Genomic DNA, 24,579 nt, shown 5'->3' with positions numbered 1-24,579 from the left:
GGCGCATGACGGAGACAGCGGAGGTCCGGGGGTTCTGGGAGCGGCTCGGGGTGCCGGGACTCGTCGATGTGCACACGCACTTCATGCCGGAGCGCGTGCTGCGCAAGGTCTGGGGCTACTTCGACTCGCTCGGTTCGCTGACCGGTGGCGTCGAATGGCCGATCACCTACCGCAAGGAGGAGGACGAACGGATCGCGCTGATCCGGGAGTTCGGCGTGCGTCGCTTCACCGCGATGCTCTACCCGCACAAGCCCGGCATGGCCCAGTGGCTCAACGGCTGGGCGGTCGACTTCGCCCGTCGTACACCCGACTGTCTGCACACCTCGACCCTCTTCCCGGAGCCGGGTGTCGAGGCCTACGTCCGGGAGGCGATCGAAGCGGGCGCGCGGGTGTTCAAGGCGCATGTGCAGGTGGGTGCGTACGACCCGGCGAGCGAACTCCTCGATCCCGCATGGGGGTTGCTCGCCGAGGCCGGGACACCGGTCGTCGTCCACTGCGGTTCCGGGCCCGCGCCCGGCAAGCACACCGGGCCCGAGCCGATCGCGCGAGTGCTGGCCCGGCATCCGCAACTCCGGCTGGTCGTCGCGCACATGGGGATGTCCGAGTACGAGGACTTCCTCGACCTGGCCGAGCGGTACGGGGAGGTGCGGCTGGACACGACGATGGCGTTCACCGACTTCGGCGAGCGGTTCGCGCCGTTCCCGCGGCGGGCGCTGCCCCGGCTGGCCGACCTCGGTGACCGGATCCTGCTGGGCAGCGACTTTCCCAACATCCCTTATCCGTACGTCCATCAGCTGCACGCGCTGGAGCGGCTGGGCCTCGGGGAGGAGTGGCTGCGCGCCGTCTGCCATGACAACGGGGCGCGGCTGTTCGGGCTGTGAGACCAGGAGGGACGCCGCCCCCGGGCTCCCCGCAAGCAGCGCCTACGCCCTGATCACCCCGCCCTCGCTCCGCCCTTGCCCCCTGGCCCGCCCCCGCCCTTGCCCTCCCTGGTCTGTCCCGTCCCCGCCCCCGCCCCCGCCCTGCCCTTGCCCCCCTGGCCCGTCCCGGCCCCCGTCCCGCCCCTCCCCGGCTGATGGCGGACCCGAGCCGTGCGGATGCGCCCGGGCGAGCGCTTCCCAGAGGTCTCGCCAGAGGCCCCGGAGGGTTCCCCGAGACGCTCCTGGGAGTTTCTCAGCGAAATCACAGCTTGCGGAAAGCGTGCTCTCAGAGGGTCCCGACAGTGTTTCCACTATGACCACGACCTCGCCCCAGGGGCGCACCGAACTGCTGAGGCCGGACGGGAGCCCCGTCCGAGTGCTTGTGGTGGATGACGAGATGTCGATCACCGAGCTGCTGTCCATGGCCCTTCGCTATGAGGGCTGGCAGATCCGCAGTGCGGGGGATGGCACGGGTGCCATCCAGGCCGCGCGAGCGTTCCGGCCCGACGCCGTCGTCCTGGACATGATGCTGCCCGACATGGACGGCCTCACGGTCCTGGGGCGGATGCGCCGCGAGCTGCCGGATGTCCCCGTCCTCTTCCTCACGGCCAAGGACGCGGTGGAGGACCGGATCGCGGGCCTGACCGCCGGTGGCGACGACTACGTCACCAAGCCGTTCAGCCTCGAAGAGGTCGTCGCCCGGCTGCGGGGGCTCATCCGCCGGTCCGGTGCCGCCGACCGGCGCTCCGACTCCGTGCTCGTCGTCGGTGACCTCACCCTGGACGAGGACAGCCACGAGGTGTCGCGGACCGGCGAGGGCATCCACCTCACCGCAACCGAGTTCGAGCTGCTGCGCTTCCTGATGCGCAACCCGCGGCGCGTGCTCAGCAAGGCGCAGATCCTCGACCGTGTGTGGTCGTACGACTTCGGTGGGCAGGCCAATGTGGTCGAGCTCTACATCTCCTATCTGCGCCGGAAGATCGACGCCGGCCGTGAGCCGATGATCCACACCCGGCGCGGAGCCGGTTACCTGATCAAGCCTGCCGCGTCATGAGCGGAGGGCGCCGCCCGCGTACGCAGAAGCGACGAGTAGGGCAGCCGCGCACTCTGCGGGCGCGGCTCGTCGTCGCTTCTGTGGTGCTGATCGCCACCGTGTGTGCGGTGATCGGGACGGTCACGACGCTGGCGCTGCGGTCGCATCTGTACGGCCAGCTGAACGAACAGCTGAAACAGGTCTCCGGGCGGGCGGCAGGCTACGGCGGACCACTCGGCGGCGCCCCTGGCAGCAAGAACTCGGCCCCTGGCAGCAAGAGTTCGGCCCTCGACAGCAAGAGCTCGGTCCCGGGCATCGGGAACTTGGTCCCCGGCAGCAGGAACTCTGCCGGGAGGTACAACGCGCAGACCATCAACCTGACGGAGTTCGTCACACACGGACCCCAGCCGGAGCGCACCGTCATAGCCAAGCTCCAGAAAGGCCACATCACCGACGCCAAGTACGGCGAGAGATCGGACGAGAGCACCGACCTCAGCGGGATGGTCCCCAACTCCCTCAGTGAGGCGGCCCGCACCTCGCTCAACACCGTCCCCCAGGACGGCAGGATCCACACCGTGGAGATCAGCGGACTGGGCAAGTACATCGCCAAGTACGTCACCAGTGAGAACGGCAGCTACTACGTCGCCGTCCCCACCAAGGTCCCCGACAGCACCATCGACACGCTCATCCTCGTGGAGGTCAGCGTCACCGCCGCCGGCCTGGGCGCCGCCGTGATCGCCGGCTACGTCCTCGTGGGTGTAGCCACCCGCCCCCTGCGCAAGGTCGCCGCCACCGCCACCCGTGTCTCCGAACTCCCCCTCCACACCGGCGAGGTGAACCTCAGCGAGCGGGTGCCCGGTTCCGAGACCGACCCGCATACCGAGGTCGGTCAGGTCGGGGCCGCGCTCAACCGGATGCTGGACCATGTCCACGCCGCGCTGCACTCCCGTCAGCAGAGCGAGACGCGGGTACGGCAGTTCGTGGCCGACGCCAGTCATGAGCTGAGGACACCCCTGGCGTCCATCCGCGGGTACGCCGAGCTGACCAGACGCGGCAGAGAGCAGGTCGGCCCGGACACGCGCCACGCCCTCGGCCGTATCGAGTCCGAGGCGGCCCGGATGACGCTGCTCGTCGAGGATCTGCTGCTGCTCGCCCGGCTGAATTCCGGACGGCCGTTGCAGTTCGAGCAGACCGACCTCATCCCGCTGGTCGTCGACACGATCAGCGACTCCCGTGCGGCCGGCATGGACCACAACTGGCGGCTCGACCTGCCCGACGAACCGGCCCTCGTGTCCGCGGACGCGGCCAGGATCCAGCAGGTGCTGGTCAACCTGCTGGGCAACGCCCGCAAGCACACCGCTCCCGGCACGACCATCACCGCACGCATTCAGCGGCGCGGCCCCTGGATGTGCGTGGACGTCGAGGACAACGGGCAGGGAATTCCACCGGAGTTGCTCCCACACGTCTTCGAGCGTTTCGCGCGTGGTGACTCCTCGCGTTCCCGTGCCTCCGGCTCGACGGGCCTCGGGCTTGCGATCGTGCAGGCCGTCGCGACCGCGCACGGCGGTGCCGTGACCGTGGACAGCGTTCCGGGTCGCACGGTGTTCACCGTGCATCTGCCGGCGCTCGCTCCGGCCATGCCCCGCCCGGCCCCCGAAACGAACCGGCAATCGCACTCACAGGCAGATCACAGTGCCACCACATGGGTGCGACAGGGCACTTGACCAGAGTCGGTGCCATGCGAACCGACTGTTCTCCCGGCACCCTGCCGACGAGGGAGCACCTCCCGGCCGGCGACGCCGGTACGCCTGTCCTGGACGTGGTAATCCCGGTCCACAACGAGGAGAAGGACCTCCAACCGTGTGTGCTGAGACTGCATGACCACCTCAAGCGCACGTTCCCGTACGCCTTCCGCATCACGATCGCGGACAACGCGTCGACGGACACCACCCCGCTGGTGGCGGCACGGCTGGAGGAGGAGATCCCCGAGGTCTCCCACTTCCGACTGGAGCAGAAGGGCCGGGGCCGGGCCCTGCGGACGGTGTGGTCCGCTTCCAAGGCGCCGATCCTCGCCTACATGGACGTGGACCTCTCCACCGACCTCAACGCGCTGCTGCCGCTGGTGGCGCCGCTGATCTCGGGTCACTCGGACCTGGCGATCGGCTCCCGGCTGGCCCGCTCGTCCCGCGTCGTACGCGGTCCCAAGCGGGAGTTCATCAGCCGGGCCTACAACCTCATCCTGCGCGGCTCGCTGCAGGCACGCTTCTCCGACGCGCAGTGCGGCTTCAAGGCGATACGGCGTGACGTCGCGCAGGTGCTGCTGCCGATGGTCGAGGACACCGGCTGGTTCTTCGACACCGAGATGCTGGTCATCGCCGAGCGCGCGGGGCTCCGTATCCACGAAGTGCCTGTCGACTGGGTCGACGACCCGGACTCCACCGTCCACATCGTGAAGACGGCGACCGAGGACCTCAAGGGGGTGTGGCGCGTGGGCAAGGCCCTGGCCACCGGGTCGCTGCCGCTGGACCGGATCACCCGGCCGTTCGGCGACGACCCGCGCGACCGCGAGATCCAGGACGTACCGAAGGGGCTGGCCCGCCAGCTCGTCGGGTTCTGTGTCGTCGGCGGTCTGTCGACCCTCTTCTATCTCGTTCTCTACAGCGGCTTCCGCCAGTTCGGCGGCTCGCAGCTCGCCAACGCGCTGGCCCTGCTGGTGTCCGCCGTCGCCAACACGGCGGCCAACCGGCGGCTCACCTTCGGGGTACGCGGCAGCGGCGCCGCCGTCCGGCATCAGGCGCAGGGCCTGGTCGTGTTCGGCATCGGCCTCGCCCTGACCAGCGGCTCGCTCGCCGCCCTGAACGTGGCGACGGCCGACCCCGCGCACTCCACCGAGCTGGCCGTCCTCATCGCCGCCAACCTCGCGGCGACGGTGCTGCGCTTCCTCCTCTTCCGCGCGTGGGTCTTCCCCGACCGGAGCGACGGCCGGCAGTCCACCGCGGTGGCCGCGTACGACCCGTCCTCGCCGACGTACGTCATGGCCGCGAACCCGCAGAGCCGGCAGTACCCGCAGAACCAGCAGTTCCTGCAGCAGTCGTACGGGTCGCAGCCCCCGCTACAGCAGCCCCCGCTACCGCCGCCCCCGCTTCCGCAGCGCCCGGCCACACAGCCGGCCGTGCAGGAGAGGCACCAGACGAACCCGTTCCGCGCCGGTGAAGTCGCGGACCGCAGCTGGGAGGACGCCCCCGTGCATCTGCAGCCGGTGCGCCCGACCGACAACGATCCGAGGGACTCCCGATGACCACCCACTACGACCGGTCGGCCCATCAGGCGGATGACCAGGGTCCCTCGTCCTGGGGGCCGGCACCCGTGACCACGGCGGTACCGGAACCGGTGGCCCCCACGGCTCCCCAGGCGGGTGAGCCCCGGCTGCCTTTTGTGCGCAGACTGTGGCGCGGGCGCCCCGAGGACCCCCGCTGGGCGCGCCCCGCGTTCTGGGGCCTGCTCCTGGCGACCGCCCTGCTCTACCTCTACAACCTGAGCGCCTCCGGCTACTCCAACTCCTTCTACTCGGCGGCCGTCCAGGCGGGCAGCAGGTCCTGGAAGGCGATGTTCTTCGGGTCGCTGGACGCGGCCAACGCGATCACCGTCGACAAGCCCTCGGCCTTCCTGTGGCCGATGGAGATCTCGGTCCGCGTCTTCGGTCTGAACTCGTGGGCGATCCTCACCCCCGAGGTCCTCATGGGCGTCGGCACGGTCGCGGTCGTCTACGCCTCCGTGCGCCGCCGGTTCAGCCCCGCGGCCGGCCTGATCGCGGGCGCCGTGCTCGCGCTCACCCCCGTCGCCGCGCTGATGTTCCGGTTCAACAACCCAGACGCGATGCTGGCGCTGCTGATGTCGGTCGCCTGCTGCTTCGTGGTCCGCGCCATCGAGGACGGCCGTACGAAGTGGCTGGTGTGGGCCGGTGTCGCGATCGGTTTCGCCTTCCTCGGCAAGACCCTTCAGGCCTTCCTGATCCTCCCGTCGCTGGCCGTCGTGTACGCGGTCTGCGCCCCGGTGTCGCTGAAGAAGCGGTTCGGGCAGCTGGCGGCGGCGACGGTCGCGCTGGTCGTCGCGGGCGGCTGGTGGGTCGCGATCGTCGAGCTGTGGCCCGCGTCCTCCCGCCCGTACATCGGCGGCTCGCAGAACAACTCCTTCCTGGAGCTGACCTTCGGCTACAACGGCCTCGGCCGCCTGAGCGGCGACGAGACCGGCAGCGTCGGTGGCGGTGGCGGCGGCACGGGCACCGGCATGTGGGGCGAGACCGGCTGGAACCGGATGTTCGACTCCCAGATCGGCGGCCAGATCTCGTGGCTGCTGCCGGCCGCGCTGGTCCTGCTCGTCGGCGGCCTGGTGGCCACCCGCAAGCTCAAGCGGACGTCGGTGACCCGCGGTTCGTTCCTGGTGTGGGGCGGCTCGCTGCTGAGCACCGCGATCGTCTTCAGCTACATGGCCGGCATCTTCCACCAGTACTACACGGTCGCTCTCGCCCCCTACATCGCCGCCGTGGTCGGTATGGGCGCGGGCATCCTGTGGGAGAAGCGGCGCGAGACATGGGCGTCGATCACTCTCGCGGGCGCGGTCGTCGCGGCCTCCGCCTGGGGTTACGTCCTGCTCAACCGCACCTCCTCCTACCTGCCCTGGCTGAAGTGGCTGGTCCTGGTCGGCGGTCTGGCCGGTGCGCTCGGCCTGATCTTCGCGGGCCGTATCACCCGGCGGCTGGCCCTCGGCGCGGCAGCCCTGAGCATCGTGGCGGCGCTGGCCGGTCCGACGGCGTACACGCTGAGCACGGTCGGCTCCGCACACACCGGCTCCATCCCGACCGCCGGTCCGGCGGGCGCGAGCATGATGGGCGGGCCGCGTGGAGGTGGCGGGGGCCGGGGCGGCTTCGGTGGCGGCTTCGGTGGCATGCCGGGCCAGAACCGGCAGAACGGCAACGCCGGCCCCCAGGGACAGGGTTGGAACCAGCAGGGCAACGGCTTCCCCGGCGGCGGTATGCCGGGCCAGAACGGCAACAGCCAGAGCCGGCAGAGGGGCGACGGCAGGGGCGGCGGCGGTGGCGTCGGCGGCCTGCTGAACGGTGCGAGCGTCTCCGCCGGGGCCAAGAAGCTGCTGGAGACGGACTCGGCCAAGTACACCTGGGTCGCGGCGGCCATCGGCGCGCAGAACGCGGCGAGCTACCAGCTCTCCACCGGCGACCCGGTGATGGCGATCGGCGGCTTCAACGGCACCGACCCGTCCCCGACGCCGGCCCAGTTCAAGAAGTACGTGGCGGAGGGCAGGATCCACTACTTCATCTCCTCCGGCACCGGAGGCGGCATGGGCGGCAGAGGCAGCAGCAAGGGCACGTCCTCGCAGATCACCTCGTGGGTCGAGAAGAACTTCAAGAAGGTGACGGCGGGTTCGTCCACCTTCTACGACCTGACGCAGAAGGCGAGCAGCTGAAGAGCAGCTGACGTAGGGAGACGGGCACCGAGCGCGAGGAACGGGCACCGAACAAAGTGTTGTACACCGTATAGCACCCAGCTATACGGTGTATGGCATGACGACGTCCCCCCAAGGCCGACCCCAAGGCCGACCCCAAGGCCGACCCCAAGGCCGACCCGAGGGTCACCCCCAGCGCTGGCTGATCCTCGGTGTCATCTGTCTGGCGCAGCTCACCGTGCTGCTCGACAACACCGTCCTGAACGTGGCGATCCCTTCCCTCACCAGGGAGCTGGGCGCGGCCACGTCCGACATTCAGTGGATGATCAACGCGTACTCCCTCGTCCAGTCCGGCCTGCTGCTCACCGCGGGCAGCGCGGCCGACCGTTACGGCCGTAAGAAAATGCTGGTGGCGGGGCTGGCCCTGTTCGGCACCGGCTCCCTGGTGGCGGGCCTGGCCGGATCCACGGGCCAACTGATCGCCGCACGCGCCGGCATGGGCGTCGGCGGCGCGCTGCTGATGACGACCACGCTCGCGGTGGCGATGCAGATCTTCACGCCCGAGGAGCGGCCGAGGGCGATCGGCGTCTGGGCCGCCGTCAACTCCCTCGGCTTCGCGGTCGGCCCGCTGCTCGGCGGCTTCATGCTGAACCACTTCTGGTGGGGCGCGATCTTCCTGATCAACCTGCCGGTGGCGGCGCTGGGCCTGGTGGCGGTCGCCGCCCTGGTCCCCGAGTCGAAAAACCCCCGGGGTGACCGCCCCGACCTGTTCGGCGCGCTGCTGTCCACGATCGGCATGAGCTCACTGGTCTTCGCGATCATCTCGGGCCCGTCGCACGGCTGGACGTCGGGACGGGTGCTGCTGAGCGCGGCGGTGGCGCTGGTCGTGCTCTGCCTGTTCGCCTACTGGGAGAGCAGGATCCCGTACCCCATGCTCGACCTGCACTTCTTCAGCAACCGCCGGTTCACGGGCGCCGTCGCCGGCGCGGTGCTCATCGCCTTCGGCATGGGCGGCTCGCTGTTCCTGCTCACCCAGCACCTGCAGTTCGTCCTCGGATACGGCCCCCTGGAGGCAGGCCTGCGCACCGCGCCGCTCGCGCTCACCATCGTCGCCCTCAACTTCACCGGCCTGTCGGCGAGGTGGACGGCGAAGCTCGGCACGCCCGTCGCGATCGGCCTGGGCATGGTGCTGATGTCGGCGGGCCTGGTCGCCATCGCCACGCTGGCCGACCAGGGCTATCCGGGAACCCTGCTCGGCCTGCTGCTCATCGGCGCCGGTGGCGCGGTCGCGAGCCCTGCCATGGCGCACGCGATCATGAGCGCGATTCCCGTGGAGAAGGCGGGGAGCGGGGCCGGGGTCAACGGGACGGTGGCCGAGTTCGGCAGCGGTCTGGGGGTGGCCGTGCTCGGGGCGGTGCTCAACTCCCGGTTCGCGGCGGGGATTTCCGTCGCCGCGTCCTCGCTGCCCGCAGCCCTTGCGGCCGCGGGGTCGGCGCGGGAGAAGGGACGTATCAGCGACGCGTTCTCCGCCGGGCTGGAGACCAGTCTGTTGGTGGGGGCGCTGGCCGTGCTGCTCGGTGGGTTGTTGGCGGCCGCGTTGTTGCGCAGGGCGGAGCGGGCAGACTCGCAGATGGCGGTGGCCCGGTAGCCGGTGTAGGCGAAGCTGCCACCTAGCATCTTGATCAGTGACCGAAGTCGAGGAAGGTGCGCCAATGGTGAGGGCAGCCGAGCGTGCGGCGCGGACCAGTGTGTGGCTGGAGGGCAAGGTCCGCCGGGGCGGTCGCGGCGGTCAGCCGTCGGGTCTCGACCGCGACCGGATCACCGAGGTGACCGTCCGCCTCCTGGACGCGGAGGGGCTCGTCAAGTTCTCGATGCGCCGGCTGGCCGCCGAGCTGAACGTCACCGCGATGTCCGTCTACTGGTACGTCGACACCAAGGACGATCTCCTGGAGCTCGCCCTGGACGCCGCCTTCGGCGAACTGAACCTGCCGGACCCGGACGGCGACGAGGACTGGCGGGACCAGCTGCGCGCCCTGGCCCGCGAGTACCGCACCCTCCTGGTCCGCCACCCCTGGCTGTCCCCGCTGGCCGGCACCTTCCTCAACATCGGCCCGAACTCGCTGGCCTTCTCGCTCGTGGTCCAGCGGGTCGTCCGCAACACGGGCCTGCCCGTGCACGGTCTGTCGGGTGCCCTCTCGGCCGTCTTCCAGTTCGTGTACGGCTACGGCACCATCGAGGGCCACTTCATCGCCCGGTGCGCGGCCGCGGGCATGAGCCAGGACGAGTACTTCCAGCACGCGATGAGCGCGGTGACCCGGGCACCCGAGGCCGCCGCGGTCATCCACGAGGCGGCCGACGTCATGGAGGCCCGCGGCGGCGACACGGTGCAGGAGATGCGGGAGCGGGACTTCACCTTCGCCCTGGACCTGCTGGTGGCGGGCATCGAGGCGATGGTGGAACGGTCCGGCAGCTGAAACGCCCCCAAGGGGCGCGGGCCTGTGTCGAAATGCGGCTCAGCCACGCGGGCGCGATCAGCCCCGTACGACCGGCAGCCGCTCCACGACCGGCAGCCGCCCCATGACCGGCCTCCCCGAGACCTCAGGCGTCCGGCGAAGCCAATCGGGCCGGGAACCCGCCGGTGGCCACCGGTCCCCACTTCTCCGGACTTCTCCGGGGTGACGCGGATGATCGACTTCCTCAGCTTCACCATCGCCTCCCGGGCCCCTTCCTTTTGCGCCCCTCGCACTGCTTCGCAGGCTTCGGAGCGCTGTGCCGGACTCCGTCGTCGAGTGGAGGTGGGCGGCGGCGGTGACTAGTTGTTGCGGGTCAGGCCGTTGGTGACGGCGCATAGTGGTGGGCAAGGCGGGTGGCGAGGTCACGGAGGTGAGCCCTGGCTTCGGTGGGGCCGTGCACGGTGATGGTGCTCCCGAACGGCAGCAGTGCTCGCACGTCCTCCAGATGCAGGAAGCGGATCGTCACCTTGTGGCCGGTGGCGGATTCCTCATGGCCGTCCCGGACGAGTCGTTGGCCAAAGATCCGTCGCGCTCGCTCGATCTGGGTCTTGTCGATGGTGGCGCTGACCTCTATCGCATGGTTGTGTTCCCACTGATCAACGAGCGCTGCGGCGACGGTGGCCAGGGTCTGGTTCTCGCGGATCCGTCGTGGCTGGTCGACTTCTTTCCACGCCGTGATCCGTTCGAGTCGGTACACCCGTGGCACTCGGGCACAGTCGGCGACGAGGTACCAGGTGCCGGCCTTGGCGAACAGCCCGTAGGGATCCACGACCAGGTCGCGTGAGCGTGACTCGCGTGGGCTGTCGTACTCGATCCGTAGCCGGCGACCTCGCCGCACCAGGCCAATCAGTGAAGCCGGAGTCGTGCCGGAAGCACGGGCCTGGAGCCAGGGACGGCTGTCCACGTGCACGACGTCGGTGAGCGGCAGGAGCTCATCAACCCGACGTGGCTGTGCAGCGGCGATCTTGGAGAGCGCTCGCCGGCTTTCGACCGATGCGTCGAGCTCCGCACGTTGCTTCTCGTCCAGCCCGGTGAGCGACAGGTGATCACGCTCGCCCGGTGTGAGTCGCGTGAGGTCGGGTCCGGACCCGGCCAGCATGGTCACGCCTCCGAGGCGGCCCCGTTGTGCGGTCACCGGCAGACCGGCGTCGCGGAGCCAGTTCAGGTCCCGGGTGATGGTTCGAAGGGACACCCCGAGCGCCGAGGCAAGTTCCTGTGTGGTCACGGCATCCCTCGATGCGAGGAGCAGCATCAGGGAGAAGAAGCGGTCTGGGGTCACACGCCAAGGTTTTCAGGAATTGCGACACGATGCGGCGCATATCCCGGTCAGGCTGGTGGCCGCGTACCCACGACCCACGACCTGCGAGAAGGAACAACCATGACCACATCCGTCGTGTCCATCGTCTATGTGAACGACGCTCCCGCCGCGGCTCGTTTCTACGGCGACCTCCTCGACATGAGGCCGTCGTTCGAGACTTCGGGATACGTCACCTTCGACCTCGGGCCAGGCGCTGACCTCGCTCTGTGGTCCGGCCGGTTCGAGGATCTGTCGCCGGATGTCCCGCGTACCAGTGAGGTGTGCCTGGCCATCGACAGTGGACCCGACCAGCTCAACGCGATCTTCAAGCAGTGGCAGTCCAAGGGCGTCACGATCCTTCACGAGCCTCATGATCTGGGGTTCGGGCCGACCTTCCTCGCAGCCGATCCTGACGGGAACCGCATCCGCGTGGCACCGCGGGGCTGAAAGGCCACAGTGCGGCAGGCGCGCACGACGGGTGTCGCGCCTGCCGGAGTCCGAAAGCGACACCAGCAGGGGTCATCGCGCAGATCGGGTCCTGGCGCCGTGAGCACAAGTGGTCCGCGTAACCGATCACCGACGAACTCGTGAGCATCGGGTTGGTGATCGACCGGCGGGCTGTCAGCCGACACCTGACCCGGCTCGGAGAGCGACGGCTGCTGCTTTCCTCGCCCGGGCGAGGGTCGACGGGGCGAACGTCGCCTGTCGGGGCCCTAGTTCTGGGGGGCCAGCTTCGCCGGGAACCCGCCGGTGGCCACCGGGCCCCACTTCTCCGGGGTGACGCGGATGATCGACTTGCCCTGCTTCACCATCGCCTCCCGGTACTCGTCCCAGTCCGGGTGTTCACCGGAGATGTTCCGGAAGTACTCCACGAGCGGCTCTACGGACTCGGGCGAGTCGATGACCTCGGCGGTCCCGTCGATCTGCACCCACGGCCCGTTCCAGTCGTCACTGAGCACGAGGATGCTCACCCGCTCGTCCCGCTTGGCGTTACGCGTCTTCGCGCGCTCGGGGTACGTCGAGACGACGATCCGCCCCGCATCGTCGACCCCACAGGTCAGCGGCGAGGCCTGAGCGCTCCCGTCGGTCCTGCGCGTCAGCAGGATCGCGCGGTGTCGCGGGCGTACGAAGTCCAGCAGCTCGTCGAGGGAGACGCGGGTGTTGGTCGCGATGTTCGGTGCCATGGCGCAAGCCTAGGGCCAGGGCCGCTCCGCGTACGTGACCCTGCTGGGCCTACGCCTGCGGCAGTGACTCGCCCTGCACCGCCTGGATGTCCAGTTCCACCTTCAGCGTCGTACCGATGGCGGCGATCCCCGCCTGCACGACCTGGTTGTAGTTCATGGCGAAGTCCTCGCGCCGCAGCTCCGTGGTGGCCCGGAAGGCCGCCCGGGTTCCGCCCCAGGGGTCGGCGCCCGTCCCCAGGTACGCCAGGTCCAGGTCCACCGGCCGTACGACGCCGTGCAGGGTCAGTTCGCCGTGCACCGTCCACCGGTCCGTCCCGGCCGAGGTGAGTCCCGTCGAGCGGTAGGTGATCTCCGGGTACTTCTCGACGTCCAGGAAGTCCGGCGAGCGCAGATGGCCGTCGCGCATGCCGTTGCCCGTGTCGATGGACGTCGCCCGGATCACCGCCTCCACCCGCGACTTCTCCACCTCGTCCGGGGCGATCTCGATGTGCCCGGTGAAGTCCGTGAACCGTCCGTGCACGCTGGAGATCCCCAGGTGCTGGGCGACCGCGCCCACCGAGGAGTGTGCGGGGTCGACCGTCCACGGCCCGGGCGGCGGCAGCTCGGTGCCGCCCTGCCGGGCCAGCGTCACCGTTCCGACCTCGGCGCGTCCGCTCGCGTTGACCAGCGCGGTGGAGGCGACCGGCGCGTATCCGACGGCCGTGACGATGACGGTGTACGGCCCCGGGGCCAGTTCGGTGGCATCGCGCACGGCACCCTCGGCGTCCGCCTCGGCGCGCAGCACCTGCGTGCCCGTCATGTCGGTCACCGTGACGACCGCGTGCGACACGGCCCATCCGTCCCTGGTACGGATCCTCGCGGTCAGTCCCATCCCGTTTTCTCCCTGCAGTGCAACCGGTCTCAAAGAAACCGGCCCGTGGTGGGCGCGCCTCCGCTCAGAGCGCACGTACCACCACGGGCCGGAGTGTGAACTACTCGCCGGGGTGGGCGAGTTCGATGTCGTGGTCGTCGACTCCGCGGCCGTTCACCGTCAGTGCCGTAGCGACCGGCGGGTAGCCCGTCGCGATGACCGTGTACTCACCGCCGTTCAGGTCGGTGAAGGCGTACGCCCCGTCCGTGCCGGTCGTGGCCGTGCCGACCACGTTGCCCGCCGCGTCCACCAGCGTCACGCGGGCGTCGGCGAGAGGGCCGTGCGGGGCGCGTACGACGCCCTGGAGCTGGGCGCCCGTATCGAGGTCGACCTCGATACGGGTGACGCCGGTGCCGCCCACCTCGACGGGCAGGGCGCGCGGCCGGTACCCGGCTGCGTTCACCGCGACGGTCACGGCACCCGGCACCAGCTCGGCGAGGGAGAACTCGCCCTGCTCACCGGTGACGGCGGTGGCCAGCAGGTCCCCGCGCACATCGGTCACGACGACCATCGCGTCCTTGAGCGGCAGGGTGGTCTCGGCGGACCGCACGACACCGCTCAGCCCGCTGGTGCCGCTGAGCAGGATGTCGTACGACACCGGCTCACCGTTCACCACGACCGTGGACGCCTGCGGCTGGAACCCGTCGGCGGAGGCGATCAGGACGTACGAACCCGTGCCAGGCGCGTCCACGGCGTAGGAACCGTCGGCCTGCGCGACCGACCGGCCCAGCTGCCGTCCCGCCAGCGAGATCAGCGTGACGGCGGCCTGCGGCACGGGCGCGCTCTCGGCACCGCGGACGAAGCCGCGTACCGGGGTGCCGCCCGCACCGGCCGACTCCTCGGGCCGGGCGACGGTGGCCACGGCGGAGAGCCGCTGGGTGCCGTCGGGGGCGGTCTCGGTGTCGGACACGGCCCAGCTCGGGACGTGCTCGGCGGTGGCTGCCGGAGCCGACGTCCCGGCGGTGGCGGAAGCGGTCTGCGGCTCGGCGAGCGACTCGGCCTGCGGCGCGGCCGGCGCCTGGTCCGCGGCAGCGGCCTGCGCCAGGGCGCCCTTCGTCTTCAGCGGAACCTCCTTGATGAACAGAGTGACCAGGAACGCGACGGCCGCGAGGCAGCCGGCGATCAGGAAGACGTCGGCGATGCCGTGACCGTAGGCGCTCTCCATGAGGGTGCGGATCGGCGCCGGGAGCTTGCCCAGGTCCGGGATGCTGTCGGTGGAGGAGCTGGAACCGGCCAGCGCTGCCTGGTACTTGGGGTCGAGGGCGGAGATGCCGTCCGTGACGTAGTGCGTGATCCGGTGGGCCATCACCGCGCCGAGCGCGGACACGCCGACCGCACCGCCGAGGGAGCGGAAGAAGGTGACCGTGGAGCTGGCCGAGCCGAGGTCGCTCGGGTCGACCTGGTTCTGCGTGCACAGCACCAGGTTCTGCATCATCATGCCGATGCCGAGACCCAGCAGGGCCATGAAGATGGCCATCTTCCAGTAGTCCGTGTCGTACCGGATGGTGCCGAGCAGGCCCAGGCCTGCCGTCACCAGCACGCCACCACTGACCAGCCATGCCTTCCAGCGGCCGGTGCGGGTGATGAACTGCCCGGAGACGGTGGAGGAGACGAACAGCCCGCCGATCATCGGGATGGTCATCACACCCGACATCGTCGGGGACTTGTCACGGGCCAGCTGGAAGTACTGGCTGAAGAAGACCGTGCCGGTGAACATCGCGACACCGACGAACAGCGAGGCCAGCGAGGCGAGGGTGATGGTGCGGTTGCGGAACAGCCGCAGCGGGATGATCGGCTCGCGTGCCTTGGACTCGACGAGCACGAAGAGCAGGCCGAGCGCGATCGAGCCGCCGACCATGGCGTACGTCTGCCAGGACACCCAGTCGTACTTGTCACCGGCGAAGGTGACCCAGACCAGCAGCAGCGAGACGGCTGCGGCGACGAAGAACGCGCCGGCCCAGTCGACCTTCACGTCCCGCTTCACGACGGGCAGGTGCAGGGTCTTCTGCAGCACGATCAGCGCGACGACGGCGAAGGGGACGCCGACGTAGAAGCACCAGCGCCAGCCGAGCCACGAGGTGTCGGTGATGACACCGCCGAGCAGCGGGCCGCCCACGGTGGCGACGGCGAACGTCGCGCCGAGGTAGCCGGAGTAACGGCCGCGCTCACGCGGGGAGATCATCGCCGCCATGACGATCTGGGCGAGGGCGGACAGACCGCCGACGCCGACGCCCTGGATGACACGGCAGGCGATCAGCATGCCGGAGTTCTGCGACAGACCCGCGGCCGCGGACCCCAGGACGTAGATGACCAGGGCTATCTGGACGAGCGCCTTCTTGCTGTACAGGTCGGCGAGCTTGCCCCACAGGGGGGTCGTCGCGGTCATCGCCAGCAGAGAGGCGGTGACGACCCAGGTGTAGGCGGACTGGCCGCCCCCGAGATCGCTGATGATGTGCGGCAGGGCGTTGGTGACGATCGTGGAGGACAGGATCGCCACGAACATGCCGAGCAGCAGACCGGAGATGGCCTCCATGATCTGCCGGTGCGTCATCGGGGCGTACTCGGCGGAGCCTCCCCCGTGCTTGGCATGAGCCCGCACACCGGCTGGTGTGGTCGTTGCCATGGGCTTCCTTTTCTCAAGTGCTTGCGGGTGTACGGGTGATGGGTTCGAGTTCTGGTGCGGGCGGCGGGAGCCGGGGCGGCAGGGCGCGGCTGTCGTCGAAGCTGGCCCGCAGGCGGGCCATGAGCCGGGTGAGCTGGGAGACTTCGTCGTCGCTCCAGTCGCTCAGCCGGTCGGCGAGCAGCTGCGTGGTCCGCTCGGACAGCGCCTCCAGACGAGCCAGGCCCGTCGGTGTGAGGTGCAGGATCCGGGACCGCTTGTCCGCCGGGTCGGGGGAGCGGTCGATCCAGCCGCGCTCGGCGAGGTGCGCGACATGGCGGCTGGTGACCGACATGTCCACCACGAGCAGCTCCGCGAGCCTGCTCATGCGCATGTCGCCATGGCGGCCCAGCAGCGTCAGTACGGCCGCGCTGCCGCTGGGGCAGTCGGACGGCAGGATCCGTCCGAGCTCCCGTTTCACGGCACCGAAGGCGCTGAACTGACGTACCAGCTCCTCGTACTGCGCCCGCTCGGCCATCACACCTCCCGCTTTCGTTGCTTGGGGCAACCATAGAAGTTGTTGGTTGCTGCAGGCAAACAAAATGGGCCCGGTACGGGACAAAAACTTGGCAAAGACAAGTATTGCGAACGTAAATACGCAGGTGAGGGCGGCTGCCCCTGTCGTGCCGCCCCGAGCTGCCCCCCACTTGGGCCACAACCACTGATTCGCTAGGGTCTCGGGCTATGGCTAACCCCCAGGGCCCCCAGGGCAACCACGACCCCGCAGGCAACACCCAGATGTTCCGCGCTTTTGTCGACGAGGGCCCGCAGGGCCGCCGTCAGCAGCAGGCGCCCGCCCCGGCAGGCCCCCGTATCGGCCTGATCGTCGGCATCGTCGTCGCGGTCGCGGTCGTGGCGGCCGTCGCCTGGCTCGCGCTCATGTAGCGGCGAACCGCTACTTCCACTGGACGGCGACGTCCCGCGTCTCGATGTGCATGCCGAGCGGCACACGCCACGCGTCGACACACACCGTCCAGGTCTTCTTCTTCCGCGCCCCGGCACCGACCGGTGCCGGAAGTTTCACGGCCGACTCGACCGTCCCCCAGTCGATGCCGAGCGCGCCGATGACGTGCGTCCCGAAGGTCACCGTGCCCGAACGGACCGCGGTTCCCCCGGAGTTGGTGAAGGCGAGGCTCACGTCCTCGCACCATCGCCGGTCCGTGGCCCTGCGCACCGGTTCGCCCCAGCTCAGGTCCGCGGGGCCGACGGGCGCCGCAGGGCTCGGGGTCGGGGCCGGGTTCGCGGACGGTGAACCCGTGGCCGTACGACGGGACGTGGCGCCGTCGGCCGAAGGGTCCGCGGTCGAGGGGTCCGGGCTGTCACCCGCGCCCGCCGGGCCCTGCCGGTCGCTCCCCGTGCCGCCGCTCCCCGGGGCGGAGTTGTCCGAGCCGGCGCCCCCGCTCCCCTCGTCCCGGTCCCCGTCGAGCGGCACCAGCGTCACCCTCCCCGTCGGCTTCACCGCCGTACCGGAAGCCGGAGGCGTACCGCCCGCCGCGCCCAGCGCGACATATCCGCCGCCCGCGCCACCGCCACCGCACGCGGCGAGCGCGGTGCCCAGGCAGACGACGGCCGCCGACGCGCCGATCAGGGCGCCTCGACGGCCATGTGTCCATGTCGGCCGAGGAGTTCCACGAAGCATCGCGCCATGGTGGCTGACGCTCCGTCAAATAGGAACCCCCGGGCGGAGCTTCGCTCAGTCGGAGATGAGCCCCTCGCGCAGTGTCGCCAGCGTGCGGGTCAGCAGGCGGGAGACGTGCATCTGGGAGATGCCGACCTCCTCGCCGATCTGCGACTGGGTCATGTTGGCGAAGAAGCGGAGCATGATGATCTGCCGCTCGCGGGGCGGGAGTTTGGCCAGCAGGGGCTTGAGGGACTCGCGGTACTCGACGCCCTCCAGCGCGGTGTCCTCGTAGCCGAGGCGGTCCGCGAGGGAGCCCTCGCCGCCGTCGTCCTCGGGGGCCGGGGAGTCGAGGGAGGATGCCGTGTACGCGTTGCCGACCGCGAGGCCGTCGACCACGTCCTCCTCGGAGACGCCGAGCACGGCGGCGAGTTCGGGGACGGTCGGGGAGCGGTCGAGCTTCTGCGACAGCTCGTCGCTGGCCTTGGTGAGGGCCAGCCGCAGCTCCTGCAGCCGGCGCGGGACGCGCACCGACCACGAGGTGTCGCGGAAGAAGCGCTTGATCTCACCGACGACCGTCGGCATTGCGAACGTCGGGAACTCCACACCCCGCTCGCAGTCGAAGCGGTCGATCGCCTTGATCAGGCCGATCGTGCCGACCTGGACGATGTCCTCCATCGGCTCGTTGCGGGAGCGGAAGCGGGCCGCCGCATACCGCACGAGCGGGAGGTTGAGTTCGATGAGGGTGTCCCGGACGTAGGCGCGCTCGGGGCTGTTCTCGTCGAGTGCGGCGAGCCGCAGGAACAGGGAGCGGGACAGGGTGCGGGTGTCGATGCTTTCCGTGCTCGGGACGGCCGGGGACTGGCGGGCCTCCGGCACTGGAGCTTGGTCGAGCACGGCGTCGGCGGGCGCGGAATCGCTCTTCGTGAGCGTGAGCACCTTGGAGCTGCCCTGTTCTGCGGACATGCCACCCCCTCTGGGTCGCGGGACGGTCGTGGCGAGCCTCCCCTGGTGAGGAGTTCAGCCTTCACCTGAATACCGGAGCCGAAGCCACGGCAAACGCGCTGCCGGAAGAATGTCACATGTCGGCAACGCGCTGTAGTGACATGTCGACATGTAAGACGTGAATAGGCCCTGGAAAGAGGGGGTCTGAGGCTTTTTCAGCGCAGAACTGTCGGGAACATCCCTGGTGAGCGATTCGCTCGTGCCGGTTACACGTCGATCCTGTTTGCGAACTGCGGTGTTCCGGAGTGTGCGCCCGTGCGCCTCTTATGCCTCGATCCGATTGGCGGATCGCAGCCGCTGGAAGCTACGCGCGAGTAGCCGGGAGACATGCATCTGCGAGACGCCGAGTTCCGCACTGATTTGCGACTGGGTGAGGTTGCTGTAGTAGCGCAGGAGAAGGATTCTCTGTTCGCGTTCGGGGAGTTGGACGAGAAGATGCCGGACGAGGTCCCGGTGCTCGACGCCGTCCAGGGCCGGGTCCTCGTAACCGAGCCGGTCGAGGAGGCCGGGCAGTCCGTCGCCCTCCTGGGCGGCCTCCAGGGAGGTCGCGTGGTACGAGCGGCCGGCCTCGATACAGGAGAGCACCTCCTCCTCGGTGATACGCAGCCGTTCGGCGATCTCGGGGGTCGTCGGGGTGCGCCCGAAGGAGGTCGTCAGGTCCTCGGTCGCGCTGTTGACCTGCACCCACAGCTCGTGCAGCCGGCGCGGGACATGGACCGTGCGGACGTTGTCGCGGAAGTACCGCTTGATCTCGCCGACGACGGTCGGCATCGCGAAGGTCGGGAACTGCACGCCCCGCTCCGGGTCGAAGCGGTCGATCGCGTTGATGAGGCCGATGGTGCCGACCTGGATCACGTCCTCCATCGGCTCGTTGCGGGAGCGGAAGCGGGCGGCCGCGTAGCGCACGAGCGGGAGGTTGGCCTCGATCAGCGCCCCACGCACCCGGATGTGCTCAGGCGTCCCCGGCAGGAGCTCCTTGAGCTCACCGAAGAGCACCTGGGTGAGGGCCCGGGTGTCGGCGCCGCGGCTGCGGGCCGGAGGTGTCTCCGGCATGGCCGGAGCGGTTTCCAGGGGCGGTGCTTGAGGCGCAGTACTGGCCGGCACGGTCAACTCCGCCTCGCAATCATTCAACTCATCCGTCAAAAGTGGTCATAGCATCACAAGAGATGTGCACTGTGTGCAAGCACCGCATAACGCCGTGTTGAAGGCAAGTTGGGGCATAAGACGCAAAAGAGCCCCACGCCACTCCGGCGCGGGGCCCCAAAAAGACCGACTCAGTACTCGTAGTCGGCGATCACCCAGGTGGAGAACTCCTTCCACAGCGTGACGCCCGCCTGGTGCTCCGGGTGCTCCACGTAGCGGCGCAGCGCGGCCGCGTCGTCGAAGCCGGAGTTGATGGCGAAGTCGTACGCGATGGGGCGGTCGCTGAGGTTCCAGCCGAGCTCCCAGAAGCGGATCTCGGGGATCTTCCCGTCCAGGGACCGGAAGGCCTCGACACCCTCCACGACGCGCGGGTCGTCGCGCTCGACGTCCTTGTCGAGCTTGAAGAGGACGAGATGCCGGATCATGGTGCTCTCCTAGCTAGTGGGCCCCGTCGGCGAGCCAGGTGAAGAAGTCGCCGATGGCCTTCGCGGCGTCCGAAATGCCCTCGAACGCTATCTGGACGTAGTCGGCCGCCTTGGCCGGGTCCGTGATGATCACGTACAGCGCGAAGACCACGAGCGCATAGACGGCGATCTTCTTCGCATTCACCGCCATCGCGGCCTCCCCTGGGACTGTCGTGCCTCGTGGGCCCCCTGTTGACGGCGGCGAGTGTAACCTTCACGGCTCTTTCCGGGATCAACGGCCCTCTGTGCGAACGGGATTCGCACAGAACGCACAAAGGGCCCCGTTTGTCGACGGGGCCCTTTTCAAGCGGTAGCGGAGGGATTTGAACCCTCGGTGACTTGCGCCACACTCGCTTTCGAGGCGAGCTCCTTCGGCCGCTCGGACACGCTACCGAGGGAGACCTTACAGCACGCCGGGCAGTGGTTTGAAATCGGTATTCGCCGGGCCAGGGGGTCAGCGGGAGCGGAAGAAGTCGGTCAGAAGACGGGCGCACTCCTCCGCGAGTACGCCCTCGACGACTTCGGGGCGGTGGTTGAGACGCCGGTCGCGTATGACGTCCCAGAGGGAGCCGGCCGCGCCGGCCTTCTCGTCGCGGGCGCCGTAGACGACGCGGTCCACGCGGGACTGCACGATCGCGCCCGCGCACATCGTGCACGGTTCGAGGGTGACGACGAGCGTGCAGTCGGACAGCCGCCACCGCCCGAGCTCGGCGGCGGCCCGGCGGATCGCGAGGACCTCGGCGTGCGCCGTCGGATCGCCGGTGGCCTCGCGTTCGTTGTGCCCGGCCGCGAGCACGGTCGTCCCGTCCGGTGCCAGCACCACGGCGCCGACGGGGACGTCCCCGCCGGCCCGCCCGGCCTCGCCCAGGGCGAGCCGCATCGCGGCCCGCCAGCGGTCGCGTACCGGGTCCGGGGTGCCTCCCGCGCTCGCTGCACCGGTCAGCGGACGGTCTCCAGGACCTCCGAGGCGCCCAGCGCCTCGGCGATCGTGTTCAGGGCGTCCTCGTCCAGCGAGCGCAGCTCGTTCGAGCTGACACCGAGGTCGTCGAGGATCTCGGGGTCGCCGACCGGGCTGTGCGGCACGGACTCGGCGGAGGTGTCGCCGTCTCCGTCGTCGTCATCGTCGTCGGCGGCTCTGTCGTCGGGTTCACCGTCCTCCGTACCGTCGAGGTCGAGGGAGTCCAGGTCGGCGTCGTCGCCTCCGGGCTCCCTTCCGAGCAGTTCATCGGTGAGCAGGATCTCTCCGTACGAGCTGCGGGCGGCGGCGGCGGCGTCCGAGACGTAGATGCGAGGGTCTTCCTCGCCGTCGATGCGGACGACGCCGAACCACCCGTCTTCCTGCTCGATCAGGACGAGCACCGTGTCGTCCTCGGTCGAGGCTTCCCGGGCGAGATCGGCCAGATCCGACAGGGTCTCCACGTCGTCGAGCTCTGTGTCGCTCGCTTCCCACCCGTCTTCGGTGCGCGCGAGCAGTGCGGCGAAGTACACCGTGACTCTCCCACTGGTCATAGGCGTGCCGGTTGGGGGTCCCCCCGGCGGAGGTTCTGGGCGGGGAGAGCTGTGCTCCGGGCCCCACCCACTCGGAATCGTGGCAGAAACAAGGCGTTCAGGGGACGTCTTCTGCACCCTGTGTCCGCCCGTTTTGATCGGCCACGAGCGGGATCGTACGCGGCGAACCCTGCGGACACGCACCGGGTGACCCTCAGGCGGGTCCCGGAGTCACCAGCGGAACGTGCGCATGCGCATGGCGTGGCGCAGGCGGGCGGTCTTGGCGCGGCGGGGCTGGACACGGTCGCGCAGCTCGCGTGCTTCGGCGAGGTCACGCAGGAACTGGGCCCTGCGACGCCGGCGCTCGGCGTCGGTCCCGTTCGACGGCGAGTCCTCGCGGATGTCGCGCTCTGGCAGGTCAGGCATAGGCACACCACCCCCGGTCCGTCCCTCCCACCTTCCCTCTGATGGGCGGTTTGATGCCAGCGCAAGGGTTGCGCGGGCGCGGTTACTGTTAGCTCATGCGTCTCCACGTCGTCGACCACCCCCTGGTCGCCCACAAGCTCACCACGCTGCGCGACCAGCGCACCGACTCCGCGACCTTCCGCCGTCTCGCCGACGAGCTGGTCACCCTGCTCGCCTACGAGGCCACGCGCGACGTGCGCACCGAACAGGTCGACATCAACACGCCGGTCGCCTCGACCACCGGCGTCAAACTCTCCTACCCGCGCCCCCTGGTGGTGCCGATCCTGCGGGCCGGCCTCGGCATGCTGGACGGCATGGTCCGGCTGCTGCCGACCGCGGAGGTGGGCTTCCTGGGCATGGTCCGCAACGAGGAGACGCTGGAGGCGTCCACGTACGCCACCCGCATGCCCGAGGACCTCTCCGGGCGCCAGGTGTACGTCCTCGACCCGATGCTGGCCACCGGCGGCACGCTGGTCGTGGCGATCCGGGAGCTGATCAAGCGCGGCGCGGACGATGTGACCGCCGTGGTGCTGCTGGCGGCCCCGGAGGGCGTCGAACTCATGGAGCGCGAGCTGGCGGGTACGCCGGTGACGGTGGTGACGGCCGCGGTCGACGAGCGGCTCAATGAGCACGGGTACATCGTGCCGGGGCTGGGCGATGCGGGGGACCGGCTTTACGGCGCGGCAGAGTAGAGGCCCGCTTCAGCGCCTTTTCGCCCCAGGGGTGCGGATGTGTCGCGACTGACGGTCCGCGCTGGCTGATCGCGCGGTCCCGCGCCCCTTCAGGGCGTTGCTCAGCAGCTCTTCTTCTTCGAGGTGGGCGTCGGCTCCGGGTTGGTCAGTGCGGCCAGCGCCTTGTCCGCGGTCGCCTTGGCCGTGAGGTTCTTGAAGCCGTCGCCGATGATCAGGTCGACGTCGGCGCCCTTGCGGGCCGCGTCCGTACGGCGCTCGGCGGTGCTGAGCTGGGTGGCGAGCACGGGCAGTGAGCTGTTCAGGGAGGACGAGGGGCCGAGCAGTATCCCGGTGCCCTTCACCTTCTTGTCGAACTCCTTGGGCGCGTTGCCCACGTCGCCGATCTTGAAGCCGCGTTTCCTGAGTTCGTCCGCCGTGTTCTTGGCCAGACCGCCGCGGGTGGTGGCGTTGTAGACGTTGACCGTGATCTGGCCCGGCTTGGGGGCGGCCCCCTTGACGCTGGCCGACGGGCTCGCCTTGGACGCGCAGTCCGCCCTGGAGCCCGCCGCCGAGGCCTTCTCGCCGCCGCCGGTGAAGACGTCGATGAGCTGCAGAGTGCCCCAGCCGACCAGGCCGAGCGTGGCGACCGAGGCCACGAGGGCGAGCCCGAGCCTGCCGCGCCGTCGGCGACTGCGCATCCGGGGGTATTTGTCCCCCGTGATCCGGTACTTCCCGCCCATGCCTGGGGGAGTCAGCATGCTCATGAGCGCAGCGTAGTGCGCCTGAGCGGCAATGCCTACTAGATGATCATCGGGCGCCGCACAGGTGAACCCAAAAGGGCCAAGCCTTTACCGGCAGGCCTGTGGGAAGCGTGCGTCAGTCCAGTTCGAGCACGCGCGCGTGCAGGACCTGACGCTGCTGCAGTGCCGCCCGCACCGCGCGGTGGAGGCCGTCCTCGAGATACAGATCGCCCTGCCATTTGACGACGTGTGCGAACAGGTCGCCGTAGAAGGTCGAGTCCTCGGCCAGGAGGGTCTCCAGGTCGAGCTGTCCCTTGGTGGTGACGAGCTGATCGAGGCGGACCGGGCGCGGCGCGACGTCCGCCCACTGCCGGGTGCTTTCCCGGCCGTGGTCGGGGTACGGCCGGCCGTTTCCGATGCGCTTGAAGATCACACGGAAAGCCTACCGGGCAAGACCTTCCGGGCGCAGCCATGGCGACGGAGTCGCGGCGCTGGAAATGATGGAAAAAAGCGGGGCAAAGGGGAACAGAGGTCCGATATGAGTGACAGCGAGACCGTGTCGTCCGCCGCCGCTCGTGAGGCACGCGGAAGTGCTCCCGCCCTCCCTCGGAAGCCCTTGAGACCGCCTTCGGGTACGCCTCCGGGTACGCCTCCGGGTACGCCTTCGGCGGGCCCGCTCGACCCGGCTGCGCGCCCCGGACTCCCTGATGGGGACGTGAGGGCCATGGACCGGGCGGTGACGTCCTAGCCGCTGTACGGGTGTTACGCACAGGCTGTGGACAGGAAACCGGCGTCCGAGAAGCCGGCGTCCACGAAGCCCGCCGGGGCGAAGGGGCCGGACGAGATGAAGGAGGCGGCCCGGGCGCCGAAGGCCGGGCCGCTGCCGTCCGTCGTCGAACAGGTCGTCGGCAGCGGCATGTTCAAGTCGCCGGCCCGCTCCGTGGGCACGCGGACCGGGCGCGAGATCACCCGCTCGCTCTTCGGAACGGCCCGGCGGAGGCGGTGGTCC

Annotated in this window: 25 protein-coding genes, 1 tRNA gene and 2 pseudogenes; 11 read left to right on the top strand and 17 right to left on the bottom strand. The window is 69.7% G+C overall.

Annotation, left to right across the window (positions count from 1 at the left end; all coding sequences use genetic code 11):
* Positions 1-5: 5 nt before the first annotated feature.
* The 7 genes from OOK07_RS20870 (at position 6) to OOK07_RS20840 (ending at position 9,887) form a co-directional block, all read left to right on the top strand.
* Positions 6-881, top strand: a complete 876-nt coding sequence (locus OOK07_RS20870; protein ID WP_266682328.1) for an amidohydrolase family protein — start codon at positions 6-8, stop codon at positions 879-881.
* Between the two features lie 352 nt (positions 882-1,233).
* Positions 1,234-1,974 (top strand): response regulator transcription factor, encoded by a 741-nt coding sequence (locus OOK07_RS20865; protein WP_266682327.1) that lies wholly within the window; start codon positions 1,234-1,236, stop codon positions 1,972-1,974.
* Positions 1,971-3,677 carry a sensor histidine kinase gene (locus tag OOK07_RS20860; RefSeq protein WP_266797911.1) on the top strand — a complete coding sequence of 569 codons (1,707 nt, stop codon included), beginning with the start codon at positions 1,971-1,973 and terminating at the stop codon, positions 3,675-3,677. The genes OOK07_RS20865 and OOK07_RS20860 overlap by 4 nt, the downstream gene beginning before the upstream one ends.
* 14 nt (positions 3,678-3,691) lie before the next feature.
* The gene (locus OOK07_RS20855; protein WP_266797909.1) at positions 3,692-5,251 is read left to right on the top strand and encodes a bifunctional glycosyltransferase family 2/GtrA family protein; all 1,560 of its coding nucleotides are present in this window, start codon (positions 3,692-3,694) and stop codon (positions 5,249-5,251) included.
* Entirely contained in the window at positions 5,248-7,434 is a 2,187-nt protein-coding gene (locus OOK07_RS20850; protein WP_266797908.1) for an ArnT family glycosyltransferase, read from the top strand. Before OOK07_RS20855 ends, OOK07_RS20850 begins: the two co-directional genes overlap by 4 nt.
* A 97-nt stretch (positions 7,435-7,531) precedes the next feature.
* A complete protein-coding gene (locus OOK07_RS20845) occupies positions 7,532-9,061 on the top strand; it encodes an MFS transporter (RefSeq protein ID WP_266797906.1) in 1,530 nt (509 codons plus the stop codon).
* A gap of 64 nt (positions 9,062-9,125) precedes the next feature.
* A complete protein-coding gene (locus OOK07_RS20840) occupies positions 9,126-9,887 on the top strand; it encodes a TetR/AcrR family transcriptional regulator (protein WP_266682322.1) in 762 nt (253 codons plus the stop codon).
* A 124-nt stretch (positions 9,888-10,011) separates the two neighbouring features.
* Here the strand turns inward: OOK07_RS20840 and OOK07_RS20835 are convergent.
* Together OOK07_RS20835 and OOK07_RS20830 are read right to left on the bottom strand one after the other, a co-directional pair.
* Positions 10,012-10,132: pseudogene (locus OOK07_RS20835) on the bottom strand (PPOX class F420-dependent oxidoreductase); the annotation flags it as partial.
* Between the two features lie 107 nt (positions 10,133-10,239).
* A complete protein-coding gene (locus tag OOK07_RS20830; protein ID WP_266682321.1) occupies positions 10,240-11,205 on the bottom strand; it encodes a helix-turn-helix transcriptional regulator in 966 nt (321 codons plus the stop codon).
* A gap of 99 nt (positions 11,206-11,304) precedes the next feature.
* Between OOK07_RS20830 and OOK07_RS20825 the strand changes: the two genes are divergently transcribed.
* Positions 11,305-11,670 carry a VOC family protein gene (locus tag OOK07_RS20825; protein WP_266682320.1) on the top strand — a complete coding sequence of 122 codons (366 nt, stop codon included), beginning with the start codon at positions 11,305-11,307 and terminating at the stop codon, positions 11,668-11,670.
* Between the two features lie 266 nt (positions 11,671-11,936).
* Here the strand turns inward: OOK07_RS20825 and OOK07_RS20820 are convergent, their stop codons facing one another.
* The 4 genes from OOK07_RS20820 to OOK07_RS20805 all read right to left on the bottom strand — a co-directional run bounded on the left by OOK07_RS20820 (position 11,937) and on the right by OOK07_RS20805 (position 16,454).
* On the bottom strand, positions 11,937-12,407 hold the full coding sequence (locus OOK07_RS20820) for a PPOX class F420-dependent oxidoreductase (RefSeq protein WP_266797904.1): 471 nt from the start codon (positions 12,405-12,407) through the stop codon (positions 11,937-11,939).
* Positions 12,408-12,456: 49 nt separating this feature from the next.
* Entirely contained in the window at positions 12,457-13,278 is an 822-nt protein-coding gene (locus tag OOK07_RS20815) for a YceI family protein (RefSeq protein ID WP_266682318.1), read from the bottom strand.
* Between the two features lie 100 nt (positions 13,279-13,378).
* A complete protein-coding gene (locus tag OOK07_RS20810; protein WP_524540336.1) occupies positions 13,379-15,868 on the bottom strand; it encodes an MFS transporter in 2,490 nt (829 codons plus the stop codon).
* An 85-nt stretch (positions 15,869-15,953) separates the two neighbouring features.
* The gene (locus tag OOK07_RS20805) at positions 15,954-16,454 is read right to left on the bottom strand and encodes a MarR family winged helix-turn-helix transcriptional regulator (RefSeq protein WP_266682316.1); all 501 of its coding nucleotides are present in this window, start codon (positions 16,452-16,454) and stop codon (positions 15,954-15,956) included.
* A 206-nt stretch (positions 16,455-16,660) separates the two neighbouring features.
* Here OOK07_RS20805 and OOK07_RS20800 point away from each other — a divergent pair, with 206 nt between their 5' ends.
* Positions 16,661-16,861, top strand: a complete 201-nt coding sequence (locus OOK07_RS20800; RefSeq protein ID WP_266682315.1) for a hypothetical protein — start codon at positions 16,661-16,663, stop codon at positions 16,859-16,861.
* A gap of 10 nt (positions 16,862-16,871) precedes the next feature.
* On the opposite strand, the gene OOK07_RS20795 is transcribed toward OOK07_RS20800, so the two are convergent.
* The 9 genes from OOK07_RS20795 to OOK07_RS20755 form a co-directional block, all read right to left on the bottom strand.
* Positions 16,872-17,615: a hypothetical protein gene (locus tag OOK07_RS20795; protein ID WP_266797901.1), complete on the bottom strand. Its 744-nt coding sequence runs from the start codon at positions 17,613-17,615 to the stop codon at positions 16,872-16,874.
* 54 nt (positions 17,616-17,669) lie between these two features.
* Positions 17,670-18,560, bottom strand: coding sequence for an RNA polymerase sigma factor SigF (locus OOK07_RS20790; RefSeq protein ID WP_266682313.1), 891 nt, complete (start codon positions 18,558-18,560; stop codon positions 17,670-17,672).
* Positions 18,561-18,863: 303 nt separating this feature from the next.
* Positions 18,864-19,703, bottom strand: coding sequence for an RNA polymerase sigma factor SigF (locus tag OOK07_RS20785; RefSeq protein ID WP_266682312.1), 840 nt, complete (start codon positions 19,701-19,703; stop codon positions 18,864-18,866).
* A gap of 170 nt (positions 19,704-19,873) precedes the next feature.
* Complete coding sequence (locus OOK07_RS20780; RefSeq protein WP_266682311.1) at positions 19,874-20,167, bottom strand: Dabb family protein; 294 nt, start codon at positions 20,165-20,167, stop codon at positions 19,874-19,876.
* 13 nt (positions 20,168-20,180) lie between these two features.
* On the bottom strand, positions 20,181-20,357 hold the full coding sequence (locus OOK07_RS20775; RefSeq protein ID WP_266797899.1) for a hypothetical protein: 177 nt from the start codon (positions 20,355-20,357) through the stop codon (positions 20,181-20,183).
* Between the two features lie 157 nt (positions 20,358-20,514).
* A tRNA-Ser gene (locus tag OOK07_RS20770) sits at positions 20,515-20,599 on the bottom strand.
* Between the two features lie 61 nt (positions 20,600-20,660).
* The gene (gene tadA, locus OOK07_RS20765; protein ID WP_266682310.1) at positions 20,661-21,086 is read right to left on the bottom strand and encodes a tRNA adenosine(34) deaminase TadA; all 426 of its coding nucleotides are present in this window, start codon (positions 21,084-21,086) and stop codon (positions 20,661-20,663) included.
* 59 nt (positions 21,087-21,145) lie between these two features.
* Positions 21,146-21,694, bottom strand: a complete 549-nt coding sequence (locus tag OOK07_RS20760) for a tRNA adenosine deaminase-associated protein (protein ID WP_266683641.1) — start codon at positions 21,692-21,694, stop codon at positions 21,146-21,148.
* A 231-nt stretch (positions 21,695-21,925) separates the two neighbouring features.
* Positions 21,926-22,120 carry a hypothetical protein gene (locus OOK07_RS20755; protein WP_266517313.1) on the bottom strand — a complete coding sequence of 65 codons (195 nt, stop codon included), beginning with the start codon at positions 22,118-22,120 and terminating at the stop codon, positions 21,926-21,928.
* A gap of 95 nt (positions 22,121-22,215) precedes the next feature.
* On the opposite strand from OOK07_RS20755, the gene upp reads away from it, so the two are divergent.
* Positions 22,216-22,851 (top strand): uracil phosphoribosyltransferase, encoded by a 636-nt coding sequence (gene upp / locus OOK07_RS20750; RefSeq protein ID WP_266682309.1) that lies wholly within the window; start codon positions 22,216-22,218, stop codon positions 22,849-22,851.
* A 101-nt stretch (positions 22,852-22,952) separates the two neighbouring features.
* Here upp and OOK07_RS20745 read toward each other — a convergent pair whose 3' ends face one another.
* Positions 22,953-23,594 (bottom strand): LytR C-terminal domain-containing protein, encoded by a 642-nt coding sequence (locus tag OOK07_RS20745; protein WP_266682308.1) that lies wholly within the window; start codon positions 23,592-23,594, stop codon positions 22,953-22,955.
* A 112-nt stretch (positions 23,595-23,706) separates the two neighbouring features.
* On the bottom strand, positions 23,707-24,003 hold the full coding sequence (locus tag OOK07_RS20740) for a type II toxin-antitoxin system VapB family antitoxin (RefSeq protein WP_003999914.1): 297 nt from the start codon (positions 24,001-24,003) through the stop codon (positions 23,707-23,709).
* Positions 24,004-24,247: 244 nt separating this feature from the next.
* On the opposite strand from OOK07_RS20740, the pseudogene OOK07_RS20735 reads away from it, so the two are divergent.
* Positions 24,248-24,573 (top strand): annotated as a pseudogene (locus OOK07_RS20735) (helicase HerA-like domain-containing protein); the annotation flags it as partial.
* Positions 24,574-24,579: the final 6 nt, after the last annotated feature.

Source organism: Streptomyces sp. NBC_00078 (assembly GCF_026343335.1).
In the GTDB taxonomy this organism is placed as follows: domain Bacteria; phylum Actinomycetota; class Actinomycetes; order Streptomycetales; family Streptomycetaceae; genus Streptomyces.
Note: the sequence above shows the minus strand (reverse complement) of the source record. Positions and strands in the feature narration are given on the sequence as shown.